This is a genomic window from Blattabacterium sp. (Cryptocercus punctulatus) str. Cpu (assembly GCF_000236405.1).
In the GTDB taxonomy this organism is placed as follows: Bacteria; Bacteroidota; Bacteroidia; order Flavobacteriales; family Blattabacteriaceae; genus Blattabacterium; species Blattabacterium punctulatus.
In genome coordinates this window covers 19739-43437 of record NC_016621.1, presented here as the reverse complement: position 1 = coordinate 43437, position 23699 = coordinate 19739, and the positions used below count along the sequence as shown (strand labels likewise).

The following is a 23699-nucleotide window of genomic DNA, read 5'->3' as shown; positions in this document are numbered from 1 at the left end:
ATTAATATAAATATAAATATCTTTCCAAATCTAAAGCTGCCATACATCCAGTTCCAGCTGAAGTAATAGCTTGACGATATATAGGATCTTGAACATCTCCTGCAGCAAATACACCTGGTTTATTCGTAGAAGTACCTCCTTTTTCTACAATAATATAACCATTTTTATCTAGATTAAGTTGATTTTTAAATAATTCTGTATTAGGAGTATGACCTATGGATATAAATAGACCACTAATAAAAAGGATTTTAGTATTTTTATCTTTATTATTCATTATTTTAATTCCTTCTAAAAAACGATCTCCAATAATTTCTATCACTTGATAACAAAAAAAAATATTTATATTTTTCTTTTTAAGAATACGATTTTGTAAAGCTTTAGATGCTCTAAAATAATTTTTTCTAACAAATAAATATACATTTTTACAAATTTTGGATAAATAACTAGCTTCTTCTAAAGCAGTATCACCTCCTCCTACAACTGCTACATCTTTTCCTTTATGAAAATACCCATCACAAGTAGCACAAAAAGAAACTCCAAGTCCTATAAATTTTTTTTCTTTATCTAACCCTAAAAATTTAGGACGAGAACCTGTAGCTATGATAATACCTTTACTTTTTATATTTTCTTTATTTTCTACATTAATAAAGTGTACCCCACCTTTCTGATTAGATAAATATACTTCAGTAATAGTTTTATGAATAATAATAGTATTGAAACGTAATGCTTGTTTTTTACAATTTTCCATAAGTTCATTTCCACTAATTCCTATTGGAAATCCAGGATAATTATCCACCTCCGTAGTAACTGTTAATTGACCACCAGGTTGAAATCCTAAAAAAAGGGTAGGATGTAGATCTGCACGAGCGGAATATATAGCTGCTGAATATCCAGCAGGACCAGATCCAATAATTACACAATTCATTATTTTTTTTGACATAAAAAATATTTTTTTTATATTGAGTATATATGTATTTTTTTGATTTTTTTTCCAATTATTTACATTTAAAAAAAATAAATAATAAAACTTATATATTTTGTGTAATTCGAAAAAAATTTTATTCCTTTACTAAGGAAGAAGTAATTCGTCAATACATAATTTTTTTACTAAAAAAAGTAAAAAATTATAAAAATTCTGATATATGGGTCGAACACCCTTTTCATATCAATAAATTAAATAAAAGATTAGATATTTTGGTTCATTTAAATAAAAAACCACATATACTTATTGAATGTAAAGCACCTAATATTTTATTAACACAAAAAATTTTCGATCAAATATCTAAATATAATAAAAATATCAAAGCACCATATCTAATGATCAGTAATGGAATAAAAAATTTAGTTTTTAAAACGGATCAATATAATAAAAAATTTTCATTTTTAAATTATATTCCATAATCACGATAAACCATATAATGAATAAGATCTATTAATTTATTAGAATAACCTACTTCATTATCATACCATGAAACTATTTTTATAAAAGTTGGATTTAACATAATACTTGAACTAGCATCAAAAATAGAAATTCTTTTATCTCCTATAAAATCTGTAGATACTACTGCTTCCTCAGTATATCCTAAAATTCCCTTTAATCTAGTTTCAGATTCTTTTTTTATGCAATATTTAATACAATCATAAGTAGTACGCTTCTTTAAACGAACAGTTAAATCTAATACTGATACATCTGATATAGGAACTCTAAAAGCCATTCCTGTTAATTTTCCGTTTAAACTAGGTATAATTTTTCCAACTGCATTTGCAGCTCCAGTAGATGATGGAATCATATTAATTAAGGATGATCTTCCACCTCTCCAATCTTTAGATGAAACAGAATCTACAACTTTTTGAGTTGCAGTAGAAGCATGTATTGTAGTCATTAATCCTTCCAATATCTCAAAATTATCATTCAATACCTTAACAATTGGAGCTAAACAATTAGTAGTACAAGAAGCATTAGATATAATATCTTGATTTGAATTAATAGTATCATGATTGACTCCCATAATATACATCGGTATATCATCTCCTTTTGGAGGAGCGGATAATATTACTTTTTTAGCTCCTGATTTTAAATGTATTTCAGCTAATTTTTTCGTTAAAAAAAGACCAGTAGATTCAACAACATAATTTACCCCTAAATTCCCCCATTCTAAATTTTCAGGATTTTTTTCATTAGTTATTTTTATCCTTTTTTCATTTAAAATTAAATAATTGTTATTTTCTATCCGAATATTTCCTTTAAAAGGACCATGTACAGAATCGTATTTTAATATATAAGCTAAATATTCTATGGGGGCTAAATCATTTACGGATATTACTTCAATATCATTTTTATTTAAAGCAGATATTAAAACCAATTTTCCTATCCTTCCTAGACCATTTATTCCTATTTTAATTTTGGACATATTGAAAAATTTTTAATTAATTTTTAATTTTTAAAAAATTTACAAAAGTAGATGAAGGAATTTCAACTTTTCCTATCTGACGCATTTTTTTCTTTCCTTTTTTCTGTTTTTCCAAAAGTTTTCGTTTTCTAGAAATATCCCCTCCATAACATTTAGCAGTTACATTTTTTCTTAAAGATTTAATAGTCTCTCTAGCAATAATTTTTCCAGAAATAGAAACCTGAATAGGTATACTAAATTGATGCTTTGGAATCAAAATTGCTAACTCTTTACATATTTTTTTTGCTATAAAAAAAGCTTTTTCTTTATGTACTAAAAGAGATAAAGCATCTACTTTTTGATGATTAATTAATACAGTAATTTTTTTTAAATCAGAATTTCTATAATCTAAAAAATAGTAATCAAAAGTAGCATATCCTTTAGATATTGTTTTTAATTTATCATAAAAATCAAATATTATTTCAGATAAAGGAATTTCAAATGTAACTTTTATTCTACTAGAGGTTAAATGATGTTGATCTCCAATTATATTTCCTCTTTTTCCTATACATAAAGATATCACATTACCTATGAAATTTTTTTTAGTAAGAACAGAAACTAAAACATAAGGTTCCTCTATTTTTTGTATTTTTTCCATTTCTGGAAAATCTGAAGGGTTATTTACAATAATAACCTGATTCGATTTTTTTTTCATAAAAACTTTATAAGAAACATTAGGAATAGTAATGATTACGGTAATTCCATATTCACGTTCAAGACGTTCTTTCACAACTTCCATATGAAGTATACCTAAAAAACCACAATGAAATCCAAATCCTAAAGCAGGTGAAGATTCAGAACTAAAAGTAAGAGCAGCATCATTCAATTGCAATCTTTCCATAGCAGAACGTAATTCCTCATACTTATCATAAGTTACAGGATAAACACTAGCAAAAACCATAGGTTTAACTTCTTCAAATCCACTGATAGATTTTAAAGCTGGATTTTTAGCATCAGTAATCGTATCTCCTACTTTTACTTCATAAGTATTCTTAATTCCAGAAACGATATATCCTACATCTCCTACTTCAATCTTATTTTTAGAAATACGTTTTAATTTAAGAATCCCTATTTCATAAGCATAATAAATTTTTTCTGTAGACATAAAACGTAATTTTTGCCCTTTTTGTATAAATCCATTTTTTACTTTAAAATAAGCGATTACTCCAGTAAATGAATTATAAAAAGAATCAAAAATCATTGCTTGTAAAGGTGCTTTACTATCTCCATTTGGAGGTGGGATATGTGTAATAATTTTATCTAAAACTTCCTTAATTCCAAATCCATTTTTAGCACTAACAGAAATAATATCTTCCGATTTGCATTTTACTAGTTCTATAATTTCTTCTATAACATCTTCAGATCTTGATTCAGATAAGTCAATTTTATTTAATATTGGAATAATGAAAAGATTTTTTTTTAATGCTAAATAGAGATTAGATATAGTTTGTGCTTGTACACTTTTAGTACAATCAACAACTAATAAAGCTCCTTCACAAGCTGCAATGGAACGTGATACTTCATAGGAAAAATCTACATGGCCTGGAGTATCTATTAAATTTAATTTATACTCTTTATTTTTATATTTATATTCCATTTGAATAGCATGACTTTTAATAGTAATACCACGTTCTCGTTCTAAATCCATATCATCAAGTAATTGATGTCTATATCCTTCTGGAACTGTTTTTGTAAATTCTAATAACCGATCAGCTAAAGTACTTTTTCCATGATCTATATGTGCAATAATACAAAAATTCCGAATGTTATGCATACATAATTTATTATTTTACTTTATATATATAATGATAATATTAAATAAATTCGAACTAATTTAATAAAAATCGATATCTTCATTTATTATAATAATTTTAATATTATTATTAAATTTTTTTATTGAATAAATTCATTGTTTTTTGTAATCCATTTAAAATAAATGAAAATATTATATTAATACTTATTTCTAATTTATTGAGTATATTTTTTAATTCATTTTCCTTCCAAATTCCTAATACATAATCTACTTTTTTAAAAAAATCATTTTTAATTCCAAAACGAAGACGTGCATAATGAGAACTTTTTAATTCTTTTTCAATACTTTTTAATCCATTATGTCCTCCATTTCCTCCTTTTCCTCTTAAACGAAGAGATCCAAAATTAAGATAAATATCATCAGATATTATAAGAATATTTTTTAATAGTATTTTTTTTTTATTCATCCAATATTTAACCGATAAACCACTTTCATTAACATAAGTAGAAGGTTTTAGAAAAAATATTCGTTTTTCATAAAAAATGAATTCTGAAAGAAAACCTAATTTTTTTTTATAAAAAGAAAATAAATATTTTTCTGATATTTTATCTAAAATAAAATAACCTAAATTATGTCTTGTTTTTTGATATAAACTCCCCGGATTTCCTAATCCAATTATTAAAAATTTATCCATTTTTACATTATTTTTCATTATCATGAAGAACTTCATTCACTTTCATTCCTATATATGCAAGAGATAAAACAATATGTATTCCACATTTTTTCATGATATTCATTTTTACTTTTGCAGTTTCTGATGTACTTCCTATAATAGCACCGGCATGACCCATTGTACGTCCTTTAGGAGCTGTTTGCCCTGCGATAAATCCTATGATTGGTTTTTTATTTTTTGATTTTTTTATCCATTCTGCAGCATCAATTTCTAATTTTCCACCTATTTCTCCAATAATAACAATACATTTCGTCTCATCATCTTTCAAAAATAATTCTACAATTTCTTGGATATTCATTCCAATAATAGGATCTCCTCCTATACCAATTGCCGTAGAAATGCCATATCCATATGTTACTATTTGATCGGCAGCTTCATAAGTAAGTGTACCAGATCTAGATATAATTCCTATACCTCCTTTTTTATTAAAAACTATATTAGGCATAATTCCAACTTTTGATTTTCTCGGAGAAATAATTCCAGGACAATTGGGGCCAATTAATCGTGATTTTTTTCCTTTTAAAAAATATTTTACTCGTATCATATCTAAAACTGGAATTCCTTCAGTTATGCATACAATTACTTTAATATTCATACTAATTGCTTCCATAATAGCATCTGAAGCAAATAAAGAAGGAACAAAAATAACACTTACATTTCCTCCAGTATTATTAACTGCTTCATACATAGTATTAAAAATAGGAACTCCTAAATAAATTTTACCTCCTTTCCCAGGAGTTACCCCACCAACTACAGTAGTTCCATAATTCATCATCCTTTCAGTATGAAATAAACCTTCTTTTCCAGTTAATCCTTGTACAATCACTCGAATGTTCTTATCTATCAAAATACTCATAATTATTTATCTGATATTCTAATATATTTTTTTTATTATTTTCTAACTCTTTCTATATAGGATTTACTATCCGTATTAATTTTAATATATTCTCCTGAATTTATAAATGTAGGGACTAAAAGTTTAGTTTTTGTTTCTAAAATAGCAATTTTATTAGCTTTATTAATAGTATCTCCTTTTTTTACAGATTCTGTATATTTAACTTTTAAAATAACAGTAGGATTATTTTTTATAAATAAAATAATTTTATTATTATTTTTTACATGAAAAAAAATAGTAAATTCTATACCTTCTTTTAAAAATTCGATATTTTTATAATTTTTTTCAATTTGTATTTGATCATAATTTTTTATATTCATAAAATAATATAGATTTTGACATCTATATAAATAACGATATGATTCAATTTCTATTTTTTCTTTTTTTATTTTATGCTTAGCTGAAAAATTAATTTCTAAAATATGACCTGTCATAATATTTTTTAATTTAGTTCTTATAAAAGCATATCCTTTTCCTGGTTTTACATGAAGAAAATCAATTATTTTGTATATATCGTTATTATTATGTAATATATACAATCCTTTTTTGATATTTGTATACATTTATTAAAATTAAATATGTAAAAATTTTTTTATAATTAATAATTTAAAAAAAATCAATCAATTTTCATTATTTTTGCCAATACTTCTGCTTCAACTACCAATTTTTTATTTACATATCCTTTCCCTTTCATATGAATAATTCCTCTTCTTATAGGTTCTAATAAATCTACTTGAAAAACTAATAAATCTCCAGGAACTACTTTTTGTTTAAATTTAACTTTATCTATTTTTAAAAAATAGGTAGAATAAGATTCTGGATTTTTTAATTTATTTAAAACTAAAATTCCACCTACTTGTGCTATAGCTTCTATCTGTAAAACTCCAGGCATTATTGGTTCTTTAGGAAAATGACCCATAAAAAAAGGTTCATTCATAGTTACATTTTTTACTCCTATTATATAATTTTCTGTTAATTCTATAATTTTATCTACTAAAAGAAATGGAGGTTTATGAGGTAAAATTCTCATAATACTTTTTATATCAAATAGAGGATTTTTTGTTAAATCAAATTGAGGAATATCTTTTTTTTTTAATAGTTTAATTTTTTTTATCAATCTTTTTGCAAATTGTGTATTTATATAATGACATGGTTTATAAGCTATTATTTTTCCTTTTAATTTTACTCCTATTAAAGTTAAATCACCAATAATATCTAAAAGGTAATGTTTAGCCATTTCATTAGAAGTATTATAATGTAAAAAATGAAAATTGTTTCTATTCAAAATTTTTTCTTCTTTTTCATAAAGAAAACAAAAAGTTTTTGAACTTGCTATTTTTTTCTTAAACTGATTTAAATTTTTTAATACAGCATTTTGTGTATCAATAAATTTTGAATTAAAATCCATCAAAATTATTATTTCAAATTTTTTAGAAGGTAATGCAATAATTTCTCCTCCTGTTTTTGAATCTTCATAAGATATAATTTCTTTTATTGAATAATATTTTCTTTCTGCATTTTGTTCTATAATTCCAACTTTTTCAATAGCTTCTACGAAATATTTGGAAGATCCATCCATTATAGGAAATTCAATATTATCTAATTCTATAATAACATTATCTAAATCCATACCCGTCAAAGCAGCAAGTACATGTTCACTAGTACGGATTTTAAATACATTATTTTCTAGAATAAGACCTTGTTCAGTTTCATTTAATAGAAATGATAGATTTGCCTTCATATAAGGGGTTCCTTTTATATCGGTTCTAACAAAAATAAATCCTGTATTTTCTGGGGCTGGTTTAAAAGTAATAGTAACTTTTTTTTCAGTATATAAGCCAATTCCTTGAAAAGAAATTTTTTTTGCAATGGTTTTTTGTTTGTCCAACATAAAAATTAATATTATTAAAAGAAAAGATTACTCACTAACATTTTTAATTTTTTATCACTAATTTTTATTATATTTATTGAAATAATTTTAGTAAATTATTTATAAATTTAATTTTAAAAAACTTTATGTAATTTAGGAATTGCCAAATTTATTTTTGTAATTGATTATGAATTTCATGAGGCGTTTTTATTTTTTTTTAACAGGTTTTATTATTGGTATTATCATTTTATACTATTCCTATAATTATTCTACTTCTTATCATCAAAAAATATTGAATAATAATATAAAAAATAAGAAAATAATAATTGAAGTAAATAAAAATAATATACAAAAATGTAAAAAAAACTCTATATTATGCAATCCTTTTTTTATAAAATCAAAAATTTTAAAAAAAGGAAAAATTTTTTTTCAAAAAAAAATTTTTAAAAAAAAACCTTTTCCTTTGATTTATCATATTGAAATTATAGAAAAAAATAAAAAAAAAATATTTATAATAGAAGAAAAATTAGAAACGATTATTATAAAAAAAATTATATAAAATATTTTAATTTTTTATGAAAAGAACTTATCAACCTTCTAATAGAAAAAAAGTTAATATTCATGGATTTCTAAAACGAATGAATACAAAAAATGGTCGTAATCTTCTATCTAGAAGAAGAAAAAAAAATAGAAAAAAATTAACAGTTACTAATTTTAAAAAATGAATTTAAAAAACATCAAATATGTATTGATCTCCAATTTCTGGAAAATTTTTACCTTTTTTTTTCTTTTTATATAAAAATTTTTTTCATTAAAAATAATATCTTCATATGCAAAAAAATTAGATAAATCTCCTATATCAACAATTTTTGAAATTAAATTGATATTTTTTCGGATAGGATCAAATTTTTCTATAGTCCTCATTCCAATATCAACTAAAAATTGATATTTACCTTTTTTTATTTGAAATTTTCTATAAATTTTATCGAATAAATTTTTTTTATTTTCAGGAATAAAAAAATAAGATTTATATTCTTTTTCAATATTTATTTTATTAGTAGAAAGTAAATAAAAACCTAAAAGAATAGAAAAAGTATTATATTTTCTAATTATCTCTTTTTGATTATCTTTAGGTAACCATCCTGCTTCAAAAAGAATAGAAGGATAACCTAATTTTTGAAAATTATCTCCAGTAGCTGTAGGATATATTTTATCTGAATATCGTCCTATCGATCCGATACTGGGTAATATACCTCTCATTTTTTTTTCAATAGAAGAAATCAATCCCATAGATTTTTTTCTTTTATAAGTTATTTTTTTATCTCCTTCTACAGAAGGAGATAAAAATGATAAAATAGATGGATTAAAATATTTATCTCCAATATTATAAATACTTTTTTGATCATGTAAATTAAATAAAATATGAGGATTAGTCTTCTTTATTTCATAAAATAATATTTTAATTTCTGGAGATTGTAAACGAATAGCATCTCTATTTAAATCAATATTTACTGAATTTCTTCTTTTAAATTTTTCTGAACCATCAGGATTTAACATAGGTATAAATAAAATAGTTAATTTATTCCTTAAAAATCTAACTAAATCATGATTTTTTTCTTTTGAAAAAAAATGAAAAATATCAAACATAGATTTTGTCCCTGTAGTTTCATCACCATGCATTTGAGACCAAATAAAAATTTTAAAATCCCCTTCACCCCATTGAAATTTAAAAATTATTCTTTTCTCTATGGAAAATCCTACAGGTTTAATAGAACATATATTCTCGTATTTTTTAACCATTTTCAATAATTTAGAATATTTAAAAATTCTAGAAGATGTTATAGTCTTATCCTTAATAAGAGAATTATAATATCTAAATAAAGTATCTATATCAAAATATAACATAATAGATTTTATTATTTTTATATTGAATAAATTATCTCCTCTTTTTTTTAAAAAAATTGTTTTATCTTTCATTTTTTGTTTACTACAAAAATACAATTGAAAAATGATTAAATTCAAAAAATATTCATTAAATATAATAAATTATAAAACTTTATAAACTAGTAAAAATACTAGATTTTCGTAAAAAAATGTATATAATATTACATAATTCCTATAAAAAAATTTGATGAATTAAATGAAATTTTATTTTTTATGAAGAATTATTTTAAAATAAGTTATACTGAATCTTTTCTATTAATTTTATCATTTACTTTTTTAAATTTTTTCAATATAATTTTTAGAAAATTATTGATCACTATAAATTTACCTGAAAGTATGATATTTTCTATATCGTATACAATTCCATTTATTTTTTTATTTATTTTTGTTTCTTATCAAGCACAAAAGAAAAATCTTATTATAGAATTATCATTTAAAATATCTCCATGGTATATTTATTTAGTTCTTTTTTGTGTAATGTTTTGTATGATTATATTGAATGATTACATATCTTCATTTGTTCCAAAAGACGGACCATTATTAGGAAATATGTATAAAGAAATTGAAGATTTTTTTAAGGAAGAAATAAAAAATCCAATTCCTTTTTTCTCTACAACTGTATTATTAGCTCCTATATGTGAAGAAGTACTTTTTAGAGGAATTATTTTAAATGGAATGTTAAAAAACAAAATCCATCCAATTAAAGCTATTTTATTTTCTTCTTTTTTATTTGGATTAACTCATATGAATCCATGGCAATTTGTAGGGGGGCTTTTTATTGGAAGTTTTATAGGATTTATTTATTTTACAACAACTTCCATAATAGATTGTATTTTATTACATATATTTAATAATGCTTTCGCATTATTTACCATGTTTTTTTTCATTAAAAATGAAGAACTTTTTTCAAAACAGAAAAATTTTAATTTTTTATTAATTTTGATTATTAGTTTAATAATAACTATTGGTTGTATTTTTCTTTTTAAAAAGAAAAAAACATGAAAAACAATTATAGAATTATATATTTTAAAAATTTGATAAAATTCATGAATTAATTATCACCAATATTATTATTAATGAAAAAATCTTCATTAACTATTTTAGGGTGTCACTCTTCAATTCCAACTAAAAAATTTTATCCAACAGCTCAAATATTAGAAATGAAAGGATCTATTTTTCTTATTGATTGTGGAGAAGGGACACAAGTTCAATTAAGAAAAGCAAAAATAAAATTTAATAAAATAATACATATATTCATATCTCATTTACATGGAGATCATTTTTTCGGACTAATTGGATTACTTTCTACTTTTCATTTATTAGGAAGAGAACAATCAGTCAATATTTATGCTCCAAAAGGATTAAAAGATATTATCAATACTCATTTTAAATGGTCTTATACACGAATAAAATATTGTATAGATTATATAGAATTATCTTCTAATAAATTAGAAAAAATAATGGAAAATGAAAAAATAGAAGTTTATACTATTCCATTAAAACATAGAATTTACACTAATGGATTTCTTTTTAAAGAAAAACTTAGTAATAGAAAATTAAATATGGAAGAAATAAAAAAAATTCCTGATATCAATATCGTACATTATCAGGACTTAAAAATTGGAAAAAATTTTAAAACTAATGAAGGTATAATTATCCCAAATTGTCAACTAACATTTGATCCTCCTAAAATATTATCTTATGCTTTTTGTTCAGATACTTCCTACTATTCTCCTATTATTGATCATATAAAGTATATAGATTTACTATATCATGAATCAACTTTTTTAAAAACAGAAGAAATAAGAGCTAATAATACAGGTCATTCAACAGCTAACCAAGCAGCATATATAGCTAAAAAAGCTAAAGTAAAAAAATTAATATTAGGACACTATTCTAATAGATTTCCAAATATTAAAGATTTCGAAAAAGAAGCAAAAAAAATTTTTTATAATGTAGTAGCATCAGAACCTTTAAAAAAATATTATTTAGATCAATAAATAATTCATTTTTTTAGATGAAAAAAAAGATATGATTATACCTATTGTTAAAATTATACATGTTGTCATACAAAAATCTTCTATTGTAAATTTTACTAGAAAAGGAAATTTTCCTCCAATTTTAAAAATATGATATCTTTCTTGTAAAAAAGATGTAACATATGATATACATATTCCTAAAAACCATCCGGAAAAAGTAATAATGAAACCTATATAGAAAAAAATTTTTTTAATTCTATATAAAGAATAACCAAAACTACATAAAATAAAAATATTTTCTTTTTTATCTAATTGTAATATAAAAATAGCACTAATTAAATTAAATCCAGCAATTAAACTTATTAAAAATAATAAAAAATATATAAATATTTTTTCCGTATTAATAATTTTTAAAAAAGCTTTTTCTTTGTCTATACGTGTTTGTATCATGTATTTAGACCCCCATTTTTTTTTCAAAATATTTTTGATATTATTTACATTTTCATTTTTATGAATTTTTATTTCTAAAAAATGAAAAGTTTTTTTTTTAATTAATTTTTGAATTTCGGAAATATCACAAAATAAATATTGATTATCTATTTCTTGATTAAAATGAAATAATCCTTTTATTTTTACTTCTTTTTGTATAATAATTGGGGTATTATTTGTTTTTTTTTTATCAAAAAAAAAACAAATAATTTTTATAGAATTTTTTTCTATTTTATCAAAAAATAATAATGGAAAAAAAGGTAAAATTGAAGTTAATCCTATATATATCTTTAATTTTTTATCAAATAATTTATTTTTTTTTATAAAAATAATTTTTTTAAAATTTTTCATTACTTTTCCATATACGGAATCTACACCTTTTAAATAAAAAAAATATTTATTATTTTTATAATATAAATACACTTTTTTTTCTATAGTTTTAGAAAAAGAAAAGATTCCTTTTATAGATTTCATTTTTTTTTTTAAAATTTGATCATTGATTAAAATATTTTTTTTATTACAATAAGAAAGAATTATATCAGGATAATTATTTTGATAAAATTTAATATTAAAATTTTTTACACCTGAAAAAATAGATAAAATAGAAGATAGAGAAAATGTAGATATACTAAGAGATAGAATAGATAAAAAAATAATAATATTAACAATATTAGTTCTTTTTTTAGAAAAAAAATAACGTATAGCTATATAAAAAGAAGGATTCAATAAAAATTATTCAATCAAATGTTTTCTTGAAAAATAATTTTCTAAACGAAAATCTAATTTTGGAATTTTTTTTACACGATATCTAAGTTTCTTAGATAATAATTTTCTATAAAATCCAGATTTTGATCGAATTTTTTTAAAAATATTTTTCTTTATAAAAGGATATATAGATATATATCCTTTTATAAAAGTCATATCGGGATTAATACAAACTTTGGTCAAAGTAATTAAAAATCCTTCTCTATTTTCATTATTAAATTCTTGATGAAGTATTTCAGCAATTTCTGTATAAAATATTGAAGATATTTTTTTATTTTTAATGGAATCCATTATTATAAAATTTTTATAACTTAAATTTACTAAAAAAAATATAATTTTTTTTGAATCAATCAATAATTTTTTGTAAAATTGTATTTATAGGTCCCATAGCTCAGTTGGTTAGAGCATCTGACTCATAATCAGGAGGTCGCTGGTTCAAATCCAGCTGGGACCATTATTTTTTTATTTTTTATATGACCGGGGAGGGATTCGAACCCACAACTTACAGTTTAGGAAACTGTTGTTCTATCCTATTGAACTACCCAGCCTCATTTTATTTTCATTATTTGGATATAACAGATACAATAGACCTATTTTTTTTTATTTTTTTAAAAATCACAAATCCTGTTTTTATAGCATATAAAGTATGATCTTTCCCCATTCCTACATTTATTCCAGGATAATGTTTTGTCCCACGTTGACGAACAATAATATTTCCTGATTTAGCAAATTGATTTCCATATATTTTTATTCCTAATCTTCTACCTTCTGAATCACGACCATTTCTAGAACTTCCGGAACCTTTTTTATGAGCCATTTTAAATTAAAATTTTTTTATATTTTTATTTTTCAATTTCTGAAAAAGAAATCACTTTAATTTTTGTAAAAAATGGTCTAAATCCATTTTTTACTTTATATCCTTTTCTCTTTTTTTTTTTAAATACAATTATTTTATTTCCTTTTAAATGTTGTAAAATTTCTATTTGAATATTTATATTTTCTAAAAATGGATTTCCTATTTTTGTAAATCCATTTTTAAAAAATAGAAATATTTGATTAATCCATATTTTTTCTCCTAAATTCATAGAAGAAAGACGAGGAACATAAACGAACTTATTTTCAATAAGTTTAAATTGATTTCCTAAAATATTTACAATTGCGTATATCATATATTTTTAATGCTTTAATAAAAATTTTTTTGTTTTTAAAATACTATCAAATAAATAATCTATTTCTTCAAAAGTATTATATATAGAAAAACTAGCACGAATCATTCCTTTTACATTAAAAAAATTCATTAAAGGTTGAGCACAAAGATGACCAGTTCGTACAGCTATTCCAAAACGATCTAAAATACTTCCAACATCAAAACAATGTAATTTACTTAAATTAAAGGATATAATACTAGATCTTTTTTTTAAATCACTTCCTCCATATAATTGGATACCATCTATTCTACTTAAAAGTTTGATAGCATAACTTAAAAGTTCTTTTTTATAATTTTGGATATTTTCTACTCCTATTTTTTCTACAAAATCTATAGCTACCCCCCATACAATAATTCCTTCTATATTTGGAGTTCCAGCTTCAAACTTAAATGGTAAATCTGAATAAGTAGTTTGATCAAAACTTACTTTATTAATCATTTCACCTCCAGTTTGATAAGGATCAAGAGAATTTAATATTTTCTCCTTTCCATATAAAATTCCAATTCCAGTAGGTCCATACATTTTATGTGCAGAAAATACATAAAAATCAGCATTTAAATCTTGAACATCTAAATCTAAATTAGATGGAACTTGCGCACCATCAATCAAAACTAAGGCACCATATTCATGAGATTTATCAATAATATTTTTTACAGGATTTATTATTCCTAAAACATTAGATATATGATTAATTGCTACAATTTTAGTCTTTTCTGAAATTAAAAAATTAAAATATTCTAATTGTAATAATCCATCTTGATTAATGGGAATTATTTTTAATAAAGCTTTTTTTTTTGAACAAAGAATTTGCCATGGTACAATATTAGAATGATGTTCAAGATAGGAAATAATAATTTCATCTCCTTTTTTTATCAAAAAACTAATACTAGAAGCTACTAAATTAATAGATTCTGTAGTACCTTTTGTAAAAATTATTTCTGAAGAATGTTTTGCATGAATAAATTTTTGAATTTTTTTTCTTACATTTTCTACATAAAAAGTAGATTCTTGACTTAAAAAATGTAATCCTCTATGAACATTAGAATTTATAGTGGAATAATAAATTTCAGAAGCTTTAATTACTTGAAAAGGTTTTTGAGTAGTAGCAGCGTTATCTATATAAACTAAAGAATTTGAATAAATTTTTTTTTTTAAAATTGGAAATTGATCTCGAATTTCTTGAATTTTTTCTTTTGAAAACATATACTATAAATATATGCCTAATTTTTTTTTTATTTTCTTAGAAATTATATTTTTTAATTTTAAAATATTAATAGGTTTTAATACTTCCTCTAAAATAGAAAGTAATAATAAAACCTTTCCTTCTTTTTCTGGAATTCCTCTTGATTGAAAATAAAATAAATCAGATTCTTGAAAACTCCCAATAGTACAACTATGTGAACATTTTACTTCATCAGAAAATATTTCTAATTGAGGTTTTGCATATATATAAGCTTCATCCGAAAGAAGAATATTATTGCTTTTCTGAAAAGCATTAATTCCTTTTATTCCTTTTTCAACAAGTATTTTTCCATTAAAAATATTTTTAGATTTTTCTAATAAAATACTTTTATATAATTGAAAACTATAAGAATTTGAATATAAATGATCTATTAAGGTATGATGATCTATCAATTGTTTTCCTGATAAAAGAGAAATTCCATATAATAAAGAAGAAGTATTTTCTCCGTTAGAATAAAAATTTAGATTATTTCTAATAAAATTTCCTTGAAAAGAAAAAATATGAACTGAACATTTACTATATAAGTTTTGTTGAATAAAAGTATTATCTATCAAATTATCCCCTTTAATATCATCTTGAATTTTATAATATTCTATTTCACTATTATCCAATGCATAAATTTCACTAACAGAATTGCTAAATAATAAATGTTTTTTTAAAGATTTATGATGTTCAATAATTTTAACCTTGGATGATTTACCTACTATAATTAAATTTCTTGGATTTAATAGAATTTTTGATTCTAATCCGGTATAAATATGTAATATTTCTATAGGAGTTTTTAAATAAACATTATTAGGAATATAAATATATCCTCCATCATTTGAAAAAATAGTATTTAAACTATTAAATGCATCATATTTACGTAATAACTTACCATAAAATTTTTTAATTTTTTCTTCTTTTTGTGAAGATATATTGGATAATATAATATTTTTTTTTTCATTATTATATTTATGGGATAGATAAAAATTATATTCTCCATCAATAAAAACAAGAATAAAAGAATTTTTTTCTTTTAGAAAAACCATTTTTTCGATTTTCTGATATTCTAAATTTTTTTTTCTTTTTGAAAATATTTTATAGTCTTGATTAAGAATTGAATTTATATTAGTCTCTCTCCATTCTTCATTTTTAGAAGATGGAAATCCATTTTTTTTAAAAAGATTGATCGATTGATATCGTAATTTGGATAAATAAGAATCCTCTTCACTAGAATTTAATTCTGAAAATGATGAGATAATTTTATCTTTTAATAACATTATAATCTAATTATTTAGATAAATATTTTTTTTTCATTTATAATCCAGTTATATCCTTTTTTTTCTAATTTATCAGCTAATTGTTTATTTCCGGATTTAACTATTTTTCCATCATATAAAATATGCATTATATAATCTGAAAATAAATAATCTAATAATCTCTTATAATGAGTAATAATTAAAATAGAATTTTTATTATTTTTTAAAGTATTAATTCCATTTGAAACAATACGTAATGCATCTATATCTAATCCTGAATCTACTTCATCTAAAATAGATAATAATGGATCTAACATAGACATTTGAAATATTTCATTTCGTTTTTTTTCTCCTCCGGAAAATCCTTCATTCAATGATCGATAAAAAAAATTTTTTTCAATATTTAAAAGTACGGATTTTTTTTTCATTTTAAAAAGTATTTCTTTAGCGGGCATCTTATCCAATCCTTTTGCTTTACGAGATTCATTAATAGCCGTTTTAATAAAATTAATTACAGAAATTCCAGGTATTTCTACTGGATGTTGAAAAGATAAAAAAATTCCCAAATGTGCACGTTTTTCTGGAGAAAAATTTAGTAAATTTTTATTATTAAAATAAATATTTCCTTTAATTATATTATATTCTTTTTTACCTGCAATAACAGAAGCTAATGTACTTTTTCCAGAACCATTTGGCCCCATAATTACATGAATTTCTCCTAAATTAATTTTTAAATCAATTCCCTTAAGAATTTTTTTATTTTCTATAGAAACATGTAAATTATTTATAATTAACATATAAATTATTTAAAATATTTTTTTTATTATCCAACAGATCCCTCTAAAGAAATTTCTAAAAGATTTTGAGCTTCTACTGCAAATTCCATTGGTAATTTTTTTAAAACTTCATTACTAAAACCATTTATAATAAGAAAAATAGCTTTTTCTGTATCAATTCCTCGTTGATTACAATAAAAAATCTGGTCTTCTCCAATTTTTGAAGTAGTAGCTTCATGTTCTACTTGAGAATTAGAATTATATACATTTATGTATGGAAAAGTATTTGCTTGACATTGATTTCCTATTAATAAGGAATCACATTGAGAATAATTACGTGATTTTATAGCTTTAGAATAAATTTTAACTAACCCCCTATAATTATTTTTAGATTTACCAGAAGATATTCCCTTTGATATAATTACACTTTTCGTTTTTTTTCCAATATGAATCATCTTAGTCCCTGTATCTGCTTGTTGAAAATCTTTGGTTAAGGCTAAAGAATAAAATTCCCCAATAGAATAGTCGCCTTTTAGAATACAAGATGGATATTTCCAAGTAATTGATGACCCCATTTCTACTTGTATCCAAGATATTTTAGCTTTTTTTTCACATAATCCACGTTTTGTTACAAAATTGTAAATCCCACCTACACCTTCTTTATTACCAGGAAACCAATTTTGTACAGTCGAGTATTTAATTTCAGAATTTTCTAAAGCAATAATTTCTACTACAGCAGCATGTAATTGATTTTCTTTTCTTTTTGGTGCAGTACATCCTTCTAAATAACTAACATAAGATTCTTTATCTGCAATAATTAAAGTTCTTTCAAATTGCCCAGTTCCATTTTCGTTAATACGAAAGTATGTAGATAATTCCATAGGACATCGAATTCCTTTTGGAACATAACAAAAAGATCCATCTGAAAATACAGCTGAATTAAGAGCTGCATAAAAATTATCTTTTTTGGAAACTACAGTACCTAAATATTTTTTTACAAGATTTGGAAATTTTTTTAAAGCATCATTAATAGAACAAAATATAATTCCATAATCCTCCAATTTTTTTTGAAATGTAGTTACCAAAGAAACGGAATCTAATACTATATCTGTAGCAATTTTAGAAATGTTTTTTTTTATAGGAACTCCTAATTTATTAAATGTATCTAATAATTCTGGATCCGTTTGATCTAAATTATCTAGATCTATTTTTTTTTTTGGAGATGAATAATAACTTATTTCTTGAAAATTTGGTTTTTTATATTTTATATTTGCCCAATTTGGCTCTTTCATTTTTTTCCATACATAATAAGATTCTAATCTCCAATTTAACATCCATATTGGTTCTTCCTTTTTTTCTGATATTTTTCGAATAACATTTTCATTTAATCCTGCTGGAATTTTATCCGATTCTATTGGAGTATAAAATCCATATTTATACTCATAATCAGAATTAGTAAAATTATCCAATACTTTATTTTTTTTTTTCATATAATAGAAATATAACTAAGATTAAGATGAAAAATTAAGATGCAAAACTTTTTCCGCATCCACAAGTATGTTTAGCATTAGGATTTTTAAAATAAAATCCTTTTCCATTCAAACCACCTGAATATTCTAGTGTAATTCCAACTAAATAAGGGAAACTATTTTCATCTACTAATATTTTCATTCCTTCATACTTAAAAAGTTTATCTTCTTTTTTCTTTTTTTCATCAAAAGTAAGTTCATAAGATAAACCAGAACATCCTCCATTTTTAACACCAAATCTTACGAAAGAAAGATCATTAGAGAGTCCTTCTTCTTTCATAATGGCAATTAATTTATTTTTAGCTTGATCAGATATAAAAACCATAATAATTATAAAATTTTAAATTTTTAAAGTTAAATAATATTCAATATTTATTATTTGTATTTATTAAAAAAATTTTTGTTTTTCCTTGTTTTATGCCCCATTTATCTGACATACCCGCATTTATTTCCAAAATATATTTTATTTTAGAAATATTAAATTTTTCTATCCTATTCATAGGATAAATATATTTATTTATAAAAAAAACGGTATTAAAATAATCAATATAAATAATATCTAAAGGAATTCGCATATTTTTCATATTTATTTGATGAATATTTTCTTTATTGGTTAATAAAAATAACATTCCTCTATTTTCTTTTAGAGAAGATCTATACATTAATCCATTTTTTATTTTTATAGGTGTGTTTGCTAATTCTACATCAATTTTTTTTATCAAAAAGTTTTCATTTTTTATATACAATTCTCCGTTTTTTAAAAATTCAATTTCTAATTGATCTCCTACATCAAAAAATAAGGATTCTTCATTTTCACTTTTTTCAGAAGAAGAAAAAAGAAAAAATTAAATTAATAAAATTTTATTTTTATTTTTTTCATGAAAAAAAATGTTTATTTTTTTATAGAAAAATAAAAAATAAATATTCCAAAAATAATGCATGGTATACTAAGCCATTGTCCAGTATTTAGAGAGTACATATTTATGATCTCATATCCTTGTGGTTCTTTCATAAATTCTAATAAAAACCTAGAAGACCAAAGTAAAATAAAAAAAATACCAGATATATATCCAGTAATATTTCTAATATTTTTTTTTCTATATAAAGAACATAAAAATAAAAAAATGAAAAAATAAATAATCGATTCATATATTTGAGTTGGATGTCTAGGAACTATTTCACCATATCCTGTATCCATTTGTAAAAATTTTACAGACCAAGGTAAAGCAGAATTGCATGGAATTCCTACAATTTCAGAATTGAAAAAATTTCCAATTCTTATAAAAACGGCAGATAATGTAGCTACAATACATAACCTATCACATATCCAAAAAAAGGATTTTAAGTATTTTTTTACTATAAAAAAAATAGATAAAATAATTCCTATAGTAGCTCCATGACTAGATAATCCTCTATAACCAATAAATTCATAACCTTTTATTATTCCTAATTTAGAATAATTTTCTTTTACAGGAAAAAAAGCTTCTATCCAATGATCTGAAAAATATGAAAAATCATAAAAAAATATCTGTCCTAATCTTGCTCCTATAACAGTTCCTAAAACTGTATATACCAATAAAGTATCTAAATATTTTTGATTAATTTTTTCTATTTTATAAATATATTTCATAATATACCATCCTATTAAAAAAGATAGAAAAAACATTAAACTATAAATATGTATAGAAAACCCTTTCCATAAAATAAATTTATGGATAGGATCCCAATTAATATATTTTAACATAATTTTTATTTTATAGGATCGTATCCTGAATTACCCCCTGGATAACATCTACAAATTCTTTTCAAACTAATTAATATAGCTTTATAAAAGCTATATTTTATTAAAGATTGAATCATATAATCGGAACAAGTTGGTATATATCTACAATGTTTTCCTATCCATGGAGATATTCCTATTTGATAAATTCGAATACTTTTTAATAAAAAAATATGGATAATATTCATATAAAATTATTTTTATTTTTTTTCTCGAATAAAATTTAAAAAAGATCCAAATATAAACCATTGAATTTGTCTTTTATTATAAGAATGTTGGACTTTTATTCTTTCTATTTTTCCATTATTATGAATTAATTCTACATCAATATTTTTTGTAGGCCGAAAATCTTTTATATAGAAATGAAAAATATCCTCTTCTTTAATTTTATAATAATCGGAAGAATGCAAAAAAGTTAAAGCTAAAATTCCTTGTTTTTTTAAATTATTTTCATGTATTCTTGAAAAAGATTTTACAAGAACTATACGAACTCCTAAAAAACGAGGTTCCATAGCAGCATGCTCTCTTGAAGAACCTTCTCCATAATTTTCATCTCCAACAATTAAAGTTGTAATTTTTTTTAATTTATAAAATTTAGCAGTATCGGGAACTGTTCCATAATTTCCTGTAAAAATATTTTTTATTTCATTAATTTTATTATTAAAAGCATTAACAGCTCCAATTAATAAATTTTCAGAAATCTTCTCAAGATGCCCTCTATATTTAAGCCATGGACCTGCCATGGAAATATGGTCTGTAGTACATTTTCCTTTTACTTTTATTAAAAGTCTAATATTTAATAAATTTTTTTTATTCCAAGAAGGAAATTCAGATAATTCTTGTATTCTTTTTGATTTTGGATTTATATATATAGATAGATTTTTTCCATTTTTTTCGGGGTTTTCGTATCCTAACGTTTTTAAATTAAAATTTTTACAAATAGGCATATCTATAGATTTTGGCTCTTCAAATTTTATATATTCTCCTATTTCATTTTTTAATTTATCTATTCTAGGATCAAAGGTTAAATATCCGGAAAAAATTAAGGCAGTAACAATTTCAGGAGATGCTATAAAAGCATGTGTTTTTGGATTTCCATCATTACGGGATGAAAAATTTCTATTAAAAGAATGAATAATTGTATTTTTTCTTTTTTTATTATTTTCTTTTCTACTCCATTGTCCAATGCAAGGACCACAAGCATTAGAAAAAATTTTTGCACCTATTTTATGAAAAATAGAAATAAATCCTTTTTTTTTTATTAAACGATATACTTTTTCAGATCCTGGCGTGATTAAAAATTCAGAATAAATTTTTAATCTTTTTTTTTTTGCTTGTTTAATAATAGAAATGGATTTTGATAGATCTTCATAAGAAGAATTTGTACAAGATCCGATTAATCCTACTTCTATTTTAATAGGCCAATTATTTTTAATCACTTCTTCTTTCATTTTAGAAATTGGAATAGCACGATCAGGAGTAAATGGTCCATTAATATGTGGTTCTAATATATTTAGATCTATTTCTATTATTTTATCATAATATTGACATGGATTGTTATATACTTCTCTATCTGATTTTAAAAATTTGCTTAATTTATCTGCCATTTTAGATATTTCTTTTCTTCCACTTTGATCTAAAAATAAACTCATTTTCGGATCATATGGAAATAAAGAAGAAGTAGCTCCAATTTCAGCCCCCATGTTACATATAGTTGCCTTACCTGTACATGAAATACTTTCTATCCCATCTCCAAAATATTCAATAATAAAACCTTTAGCTCCTGAAACACCTAAAATTCCAGATAATTTTAATATTACATCTTTAGGTGAGGCCCATCCATTTAGATTCCCTTTTAAATGAACTCCAATAATTTTAGGCATTTTTAATTCTAAAAAGTATCCAGACATTACCTCAACGGCATCTGCCCCTCCTATTCCTATAGCTAACATACCTAACCCACCAGCATTAGGAGTATGAGAATCTGTTCCAATTATCATTCCTCCAGGAAAAGCATAATTTTCTAAAACAATTTGATGAATAATTCCTGATCCAGGTCTCCAAAATCCTATCCCATATTTATTAGATGCCGATTTCAAAAAATCATAAATTTCTTGGTTTTCAATTATAGATTCCTTTAAATCTTCTTCTGCTCCATTGACTGATTTTATAAGATGATCGCAATGTATCGTTGTAGGTATTTTTGTTTTATTTTTTCCAGTTTTCATAAATTGAAGAATAGTCATTTGTGCTGTAGCATCTTGCATAGCTAGACGATCCGGCAAAAAATTTAAATAAGAATCTTTAAAATTTTGATTATCTAAATTTATTTTATTTGAAATATGAGAATATAGAATTTTTTCAGAATAGTTCATAGGCCGACCTATTTTATTTCGAATTTTACTAATTCTAAATTTTAAATTTGAATAAAAACTTCGAATCATTTTAATATCCAAGATCATAATATTGTTTTTTTTTGAAAATTTAGAAATTATGTCATTTTTTTTAAAAAATACTTAAATAAGATTTATGTATTTTCGTTTAAAAAATCAGATACTTTTTTTTAAAAAAAATATTCAGGAATAATATAATAATATTCTCCACGTAAAAAAAAGGAATCATAATTTTTTTCAATTCCAAATAAAAAAAATTATTGAACTTCTACATTTTGAATAAATGGTTTTAAAAATAAATCAAGATTTTTTCTCGTTTTGAATAATATTAAAATTTACACTTTTTAATATTTAAATAATATTTTTATAATATTTATAGAAGAATAGACCTTAGAAATAAGATCCACAATTATAATTTTTTTTTTAGGAATCCATGGATAATTGAAAAAAAATTTCATAACTTTTCTATCTTCAATAGAATGACCTATAAATATTGTTTGAAATAAATTATAATAACGAATATATTCTAAAATATCTTTTGATATAAAATCATAATCCATTTTTTTTGCAAAAAATATCCAATTTTATCAATTATCAAATAATCCATTAAAAACTAATATTGTAAATCCAATTCCAAAAATTTTAGAATGT

Annotated in this window: 27 protein-coding genes and 2 tRNA genes; 6 read left to right on the top strand and 23 right to left on the bottom strand. The window is 22.6% G+C overall.

The window, feature by feature from the left end; genetic code table 11:
* Position 1 precedes the first annotated feature (1 nt).
* Positions 2-940: a thioredoxin-disulfide reductase gene (gene trxB / locus BLBCPU_RS00225; RefSeq protein ID WP_014246001.1), complete on the bottom strand. Its 939-nt coding sequence runs from the start codon at positions 938-940 to the stop codon at positions 2-4.
* Between the two features lie 29 nt (positions 941-969).
* On the opposite strand from trxB, the gene BLBCPU_RS00220 reads away from it, so the two are divergent.
* The gene (locus tag BLBCPU_RS00220; protein ID WP_014246000.1) at positions 970-1401 is read left to right on the top strand and encodes a type I restriction enzyme HsdR N-terminal domain-containing protein; all 432 of its coding nucleotides are present in this window, start codon (positions 970-972) and stop codon (positions 1399-1401) included.
* Here BLBCPU_RS00220 and gap read toward each other — a convergent pair.
* The 6 genes from gap to fabZ form a co-directional block, all read right to left on the bottom strand.
* Positions 1389-2411, bottom strand: a complete 1023-nt coding sequence (gene gap, locus BLBCPU_RS00215; protein ID WP_014245999.1) for a type I glyceraldehyde-3-phosphate dehydrogenase — start codon at positions 2409-2411, stop codon at positions 1389-1391. The two genes, BLBCPU_RS00220 and gap, sit on opposite strands and share 13 nt — an antisense overlap.
* Before the next feature lie 16 nt (positions 2412-2427).
* Positions 2428-4224, bottom strand: coding sequence for a translation elongation factor 4 (lepA, locus tag BLBCPU_RS00210; RefSeq protein ID WP_014245998.1), 1797 nt, complete (start codon positions 4222-4224; stop codon positions 2428-2430).
* A 109-nt stretch (positions 4225-4333) separates the two neighbouring features.
* On the bottom strand, positions 4334-4897 hold the full coding sequence (gene pth / locus BLBCPU_RS00205; protein ID WP_148256100.1) for an aminoacyl-tRNA hydrolase: 564 nt from the start codon (positions 4895-4897) through the stop codon (positions 4334-4336).
* A gap of 7 nt (positions 4898-4904) precedes the next feature.
* Entirely contained in the window at positions 4905-5792 is an 888-nt protein-coding gene (gene sucD / locus BLBCPU_RS00200; RefSeq protein ID WP_014245996.1) for a succinate--CoA ligase subunit alpha, read from the bottom strand.
* A gap of 35 nt (positions 5793-5827) precedes the next feature.
* A complete protein-coding gene (locus tag BLBCPU_RS00195; RefSeq protein WP_014245995.1) occupies positions 5828-6394 on the bottom strand; it encodes an elongation factor P in 567 nt (188 codons plus the stop codon).
* Between the two features lie 53 nt (positions 6395-6447).
* Positions 6448-7722: a 3-hydroxyacyl-ACP dehydratase FabZ gene (fabZ, locus tag BLBCPU_RS00190; protein ID WP_014245994.1), complete on the bottom strand. Its 1275-nt coding sequence runs from the start codon at positions 7720-7722 to the stop codon at positions 6448-6450.
* A 175-nt stretch (positions 7723-7897) separates the two neighbouring features.
* Here fabZ and BLBCPU_RS00185 point away from each other — a divergent pair, with 175 nt between their 5' ends.
* Together BLBCPU_RS00185 and rpmH are read left to right on the top strand one after the other, a co-directional pair.
* Complete coding sequence (locus BLBCPU_RS00185) at positions 7898-8260, top strand: hypothetical protein (protein ID WP_254044402.1); 363 nt, start codon at positions 7898-7900, stop codon at positions 8258-8260.
* A 16-nt stretch (positions 8261-8276) separates the two neighbouring features.
* The gene (rpmH, locus tag BLBCPU_RS00180; RefSeq protein WP_014245992.1) at positions 8277-8426 is read left to right on the top strand and encodes a 50S ribosomal protein L34; all 150 of its coding nucleotides are present in this window, start codon (positions 8277-8279) and stop codon (positions 8424-8426) included.
* Here the strand turns inward: rpmH and BLBCPU_RS00175 are convergent.
* Positions 8416-9678: a M14 family zinc carboxypeptidase gene (locus BLBCPU_RS00175; RefSeq protein ID WP_254044401.1), complete on the bottom strand. Its 1263-nt coding sequence runs from the start codon at positions 9676-9678 to the stop codon at positions 8416-8418. The two genes, rpmH and BLBCPU_RS00175, sit on opposite strands and share 11 nt — an antisense overlap.
* A 180-nt stretch (positions 9679-9858) precedes the next feature.
* On the opposite strand from BLBCPU_RS00175, the gene BLBCPU_RS00170 reads away from it, so the two are divergent.
* Complete coding sequence (locus tag BLBCPU_RS00170) at positions 9859-10647, top strand: type II CAAX prenyl endopeptidase Rce1 family protein (protein ID WP_014245990.1); 789 nt, start codon at positions 9859-9861, stop codon at positions 10645-10647.
* Between the two features lie 74 nt (positions 10648-10721).
* The gene (locus BLBCPU_RS00165; RefSeq protein WP_014245989.1) at positions 10722-11645 is read left to right on the top strand and encodes a ribonuclease Z; all 924 of its coding nucleotides are present in this window, start codon (positions 10722-10724) and stop codon (positions 11643-11645) included.
* Here BLBCPU_RS00165 and BLBCPU_RS00160 read toward each other — a convergent pair.
* Entirely contained in the window at positions 11634-12839 is a 1206-nt protein-coding gene (locus tag BLBCPU_RS00160) for an ABC transporter permease (RefSeq protein ID WP_014245988.1), read from the bottom strand. The two genes, BLBCPU_RS00165 and BLBCPU_RS00160, sit on opposite strands and share 12 nt — an antisense overlap.
* 6 nt (positions 12840-12845) lie before the next feature.
* Positions 12846-13169, bottom strand: a complete 324-nt coding sequence (locus BLBCPU_RS00155) for a ribosome-binding factor A (protein WP_014245987.1) — start codon at positions 13167-13169, stop codon at positions 12846-12848.
* An 89-nt stretch (positions 13170-13258) separates the two neighbouring features.
* Here BLBCPU_RS00155 and BLBCPU_RS00150 point away from each other — a divergent pair.
* A tRNA-Ile gene (locus BLBCPU_RS00150) sits at positions 13259-13332 on the top strand.
* 20 nt (positions 13333-13352) lie between these two features.
* On the opposite strand, the gene BLBCPU_RS00145 is transcribed toward BLBCPU_RS00150, so the two are convergent.
* From BLBCPU_RS00145 to BLBCPU_RS00085, 13 genes are all read right to left on the bottom strand, one after another.
* Positions 13353-13426, bottom strand: a tRNA-Arg gene (locus BLBCPU_RS00145).
* A 14-nt stretch (positions 13427-13440) separates the two neighbouring features.
* Entirely contained in the window at positions 13441-13695 is a 255-nt protein-coding gene (gene rpmA / locus BLBCPU_RS00140; protein WP_014245986.1) for a 50S ribosomal protein L27, read from the bottom strand.
* A 25-nt stretch (positions 13696-13720) separates the two neighbouring features.
* Positions 13721-14047, bottom strand: a complete 327-nt coding sequence (gene rplU / locus BLBCPU_RS00135; protein ID WP_014245985.1) for a 50S ribosomal protein L21 — start codon at positions 14045-14047, stop codon at positions 13721-13723.
* A gap of 6 nt (positions 14048-14053) precedes the next feature.
* On the bottom strand, positions 14054-15289 hold the full coding sequence (locus tag BLBCPU_RS00130) for an aminotransferase class V-fold PLP-dependent enzyme (RefSeq protein WP_014245984.1): 1236 nt from the start codon (positions 15287-15289) through the stop codon (positions 14054-14056).
* A 3-nt stretch (positions 15290-15292) separates the two neighbouring features.
* Positions 15293-16591 (bottom strand): Fe-S cluster assembly protein SufD, encoded by a 1299-nt coding sequence (gene sufD, locus BLBCPU_RS00125; RefSeq protein ID WP_014245983.1) that lies wholly within the window; start codon positions 16589-16591, stop codon positions 15293-15295.
* A 14-nt stretch (positions 16592-16605) separates the two neighbouring features.
* A complete protein-coding gene (sufC, locus tag BLBCPU_RS00120) occupies positions 16606-17367 on the bottom strand; it encodes a Fe-S cluster assembly ATPase SufC (RefSeq protein WP_014245982.1) in 762 nt (253 codons plus the stop codon).
* Positions 17368-17393: 26 nt separating this feature from the next.
* Complete coding sequence (gene sufB / locus BLBCPU_RS00115) at positions 17394-18836, bottom strand: Fe-S cluster assembly protein SufB (RefSeq protein WP_014245981.1); 1443 nt, start codon at positions 18834-18836, stop codon at positions 17394-17396.
* Positions 18837-18870: 34 nt separating this feature from the next.
* Positions 18871-19200, bottom strand: a complete 330-nt coding sequence (locus BLBCPU_RS00110; protein ID WP_014245980.1) for an iron-sulfur cluster assembly accessory protein — start codon at positions 19198-19200, stop codon at positions 18871-18873.
* A gap of 40 nt (positions 19201-19240) precedes the next feature.
* Positions 19241-19597: a DUF192 domain-containing protein gene (locus BLBCPU_RS03040; protein WP_014245979.1), complete on the bottom strand. Its 357-nt coding sequence runs from the start codon at positions 19595-19597 to the stop codon at positions 19241-19243.
* Between the two features lie 170 nt (positions 19598-19767).
* Entirely contained in the window at positions 19768-20619 is an 852-nt protein-coding gene (lgt, locus tag BLBCPU_RS00100) for a prolipoprotein diacylglyceryl transferase (protein ID WP_014245978.1), read from the bottom strand.
* Between the two features lie 5 nt (positions 20620-20624).
* Positions 20625-20843: a membrane protein insertion efficiency factor YidD gene (gene yidD / locus BLBCPU_RS00095; RefSeq protein ID WP_014245977.1), complete on the bottom strand. Its 219-nt coding sequence runs from the start codon at positions 20841-20843 to the stop codon at positions 20625-20627.
* A 12-nt stretch (positions 20844-20855) separates the two neighbouring features.
* Positions 20856-23117, bottom strand: a complete 2262-nt coding sequence (locus BLBCPU_RS00090) for an aconitate hydratase (protein WP_014245976.1) — start codon at positions 23115-23117, stop codon at positions 20856-20858.
* A gap of 275 nt (positions 23118-23392) precedes the next feature.
* Complete coding sequence (locus tag BLBCPU_RS00085) at positions 23393-23608, bottom strand: hypothetical protein (protein ID WP_041178598.1); 216 nt, start codon at positions 23606-23608, stop codon at positions 23393-23395.
* Between the last annotated feature and the right edge of the window lie 91 nt (positions 23609-23699).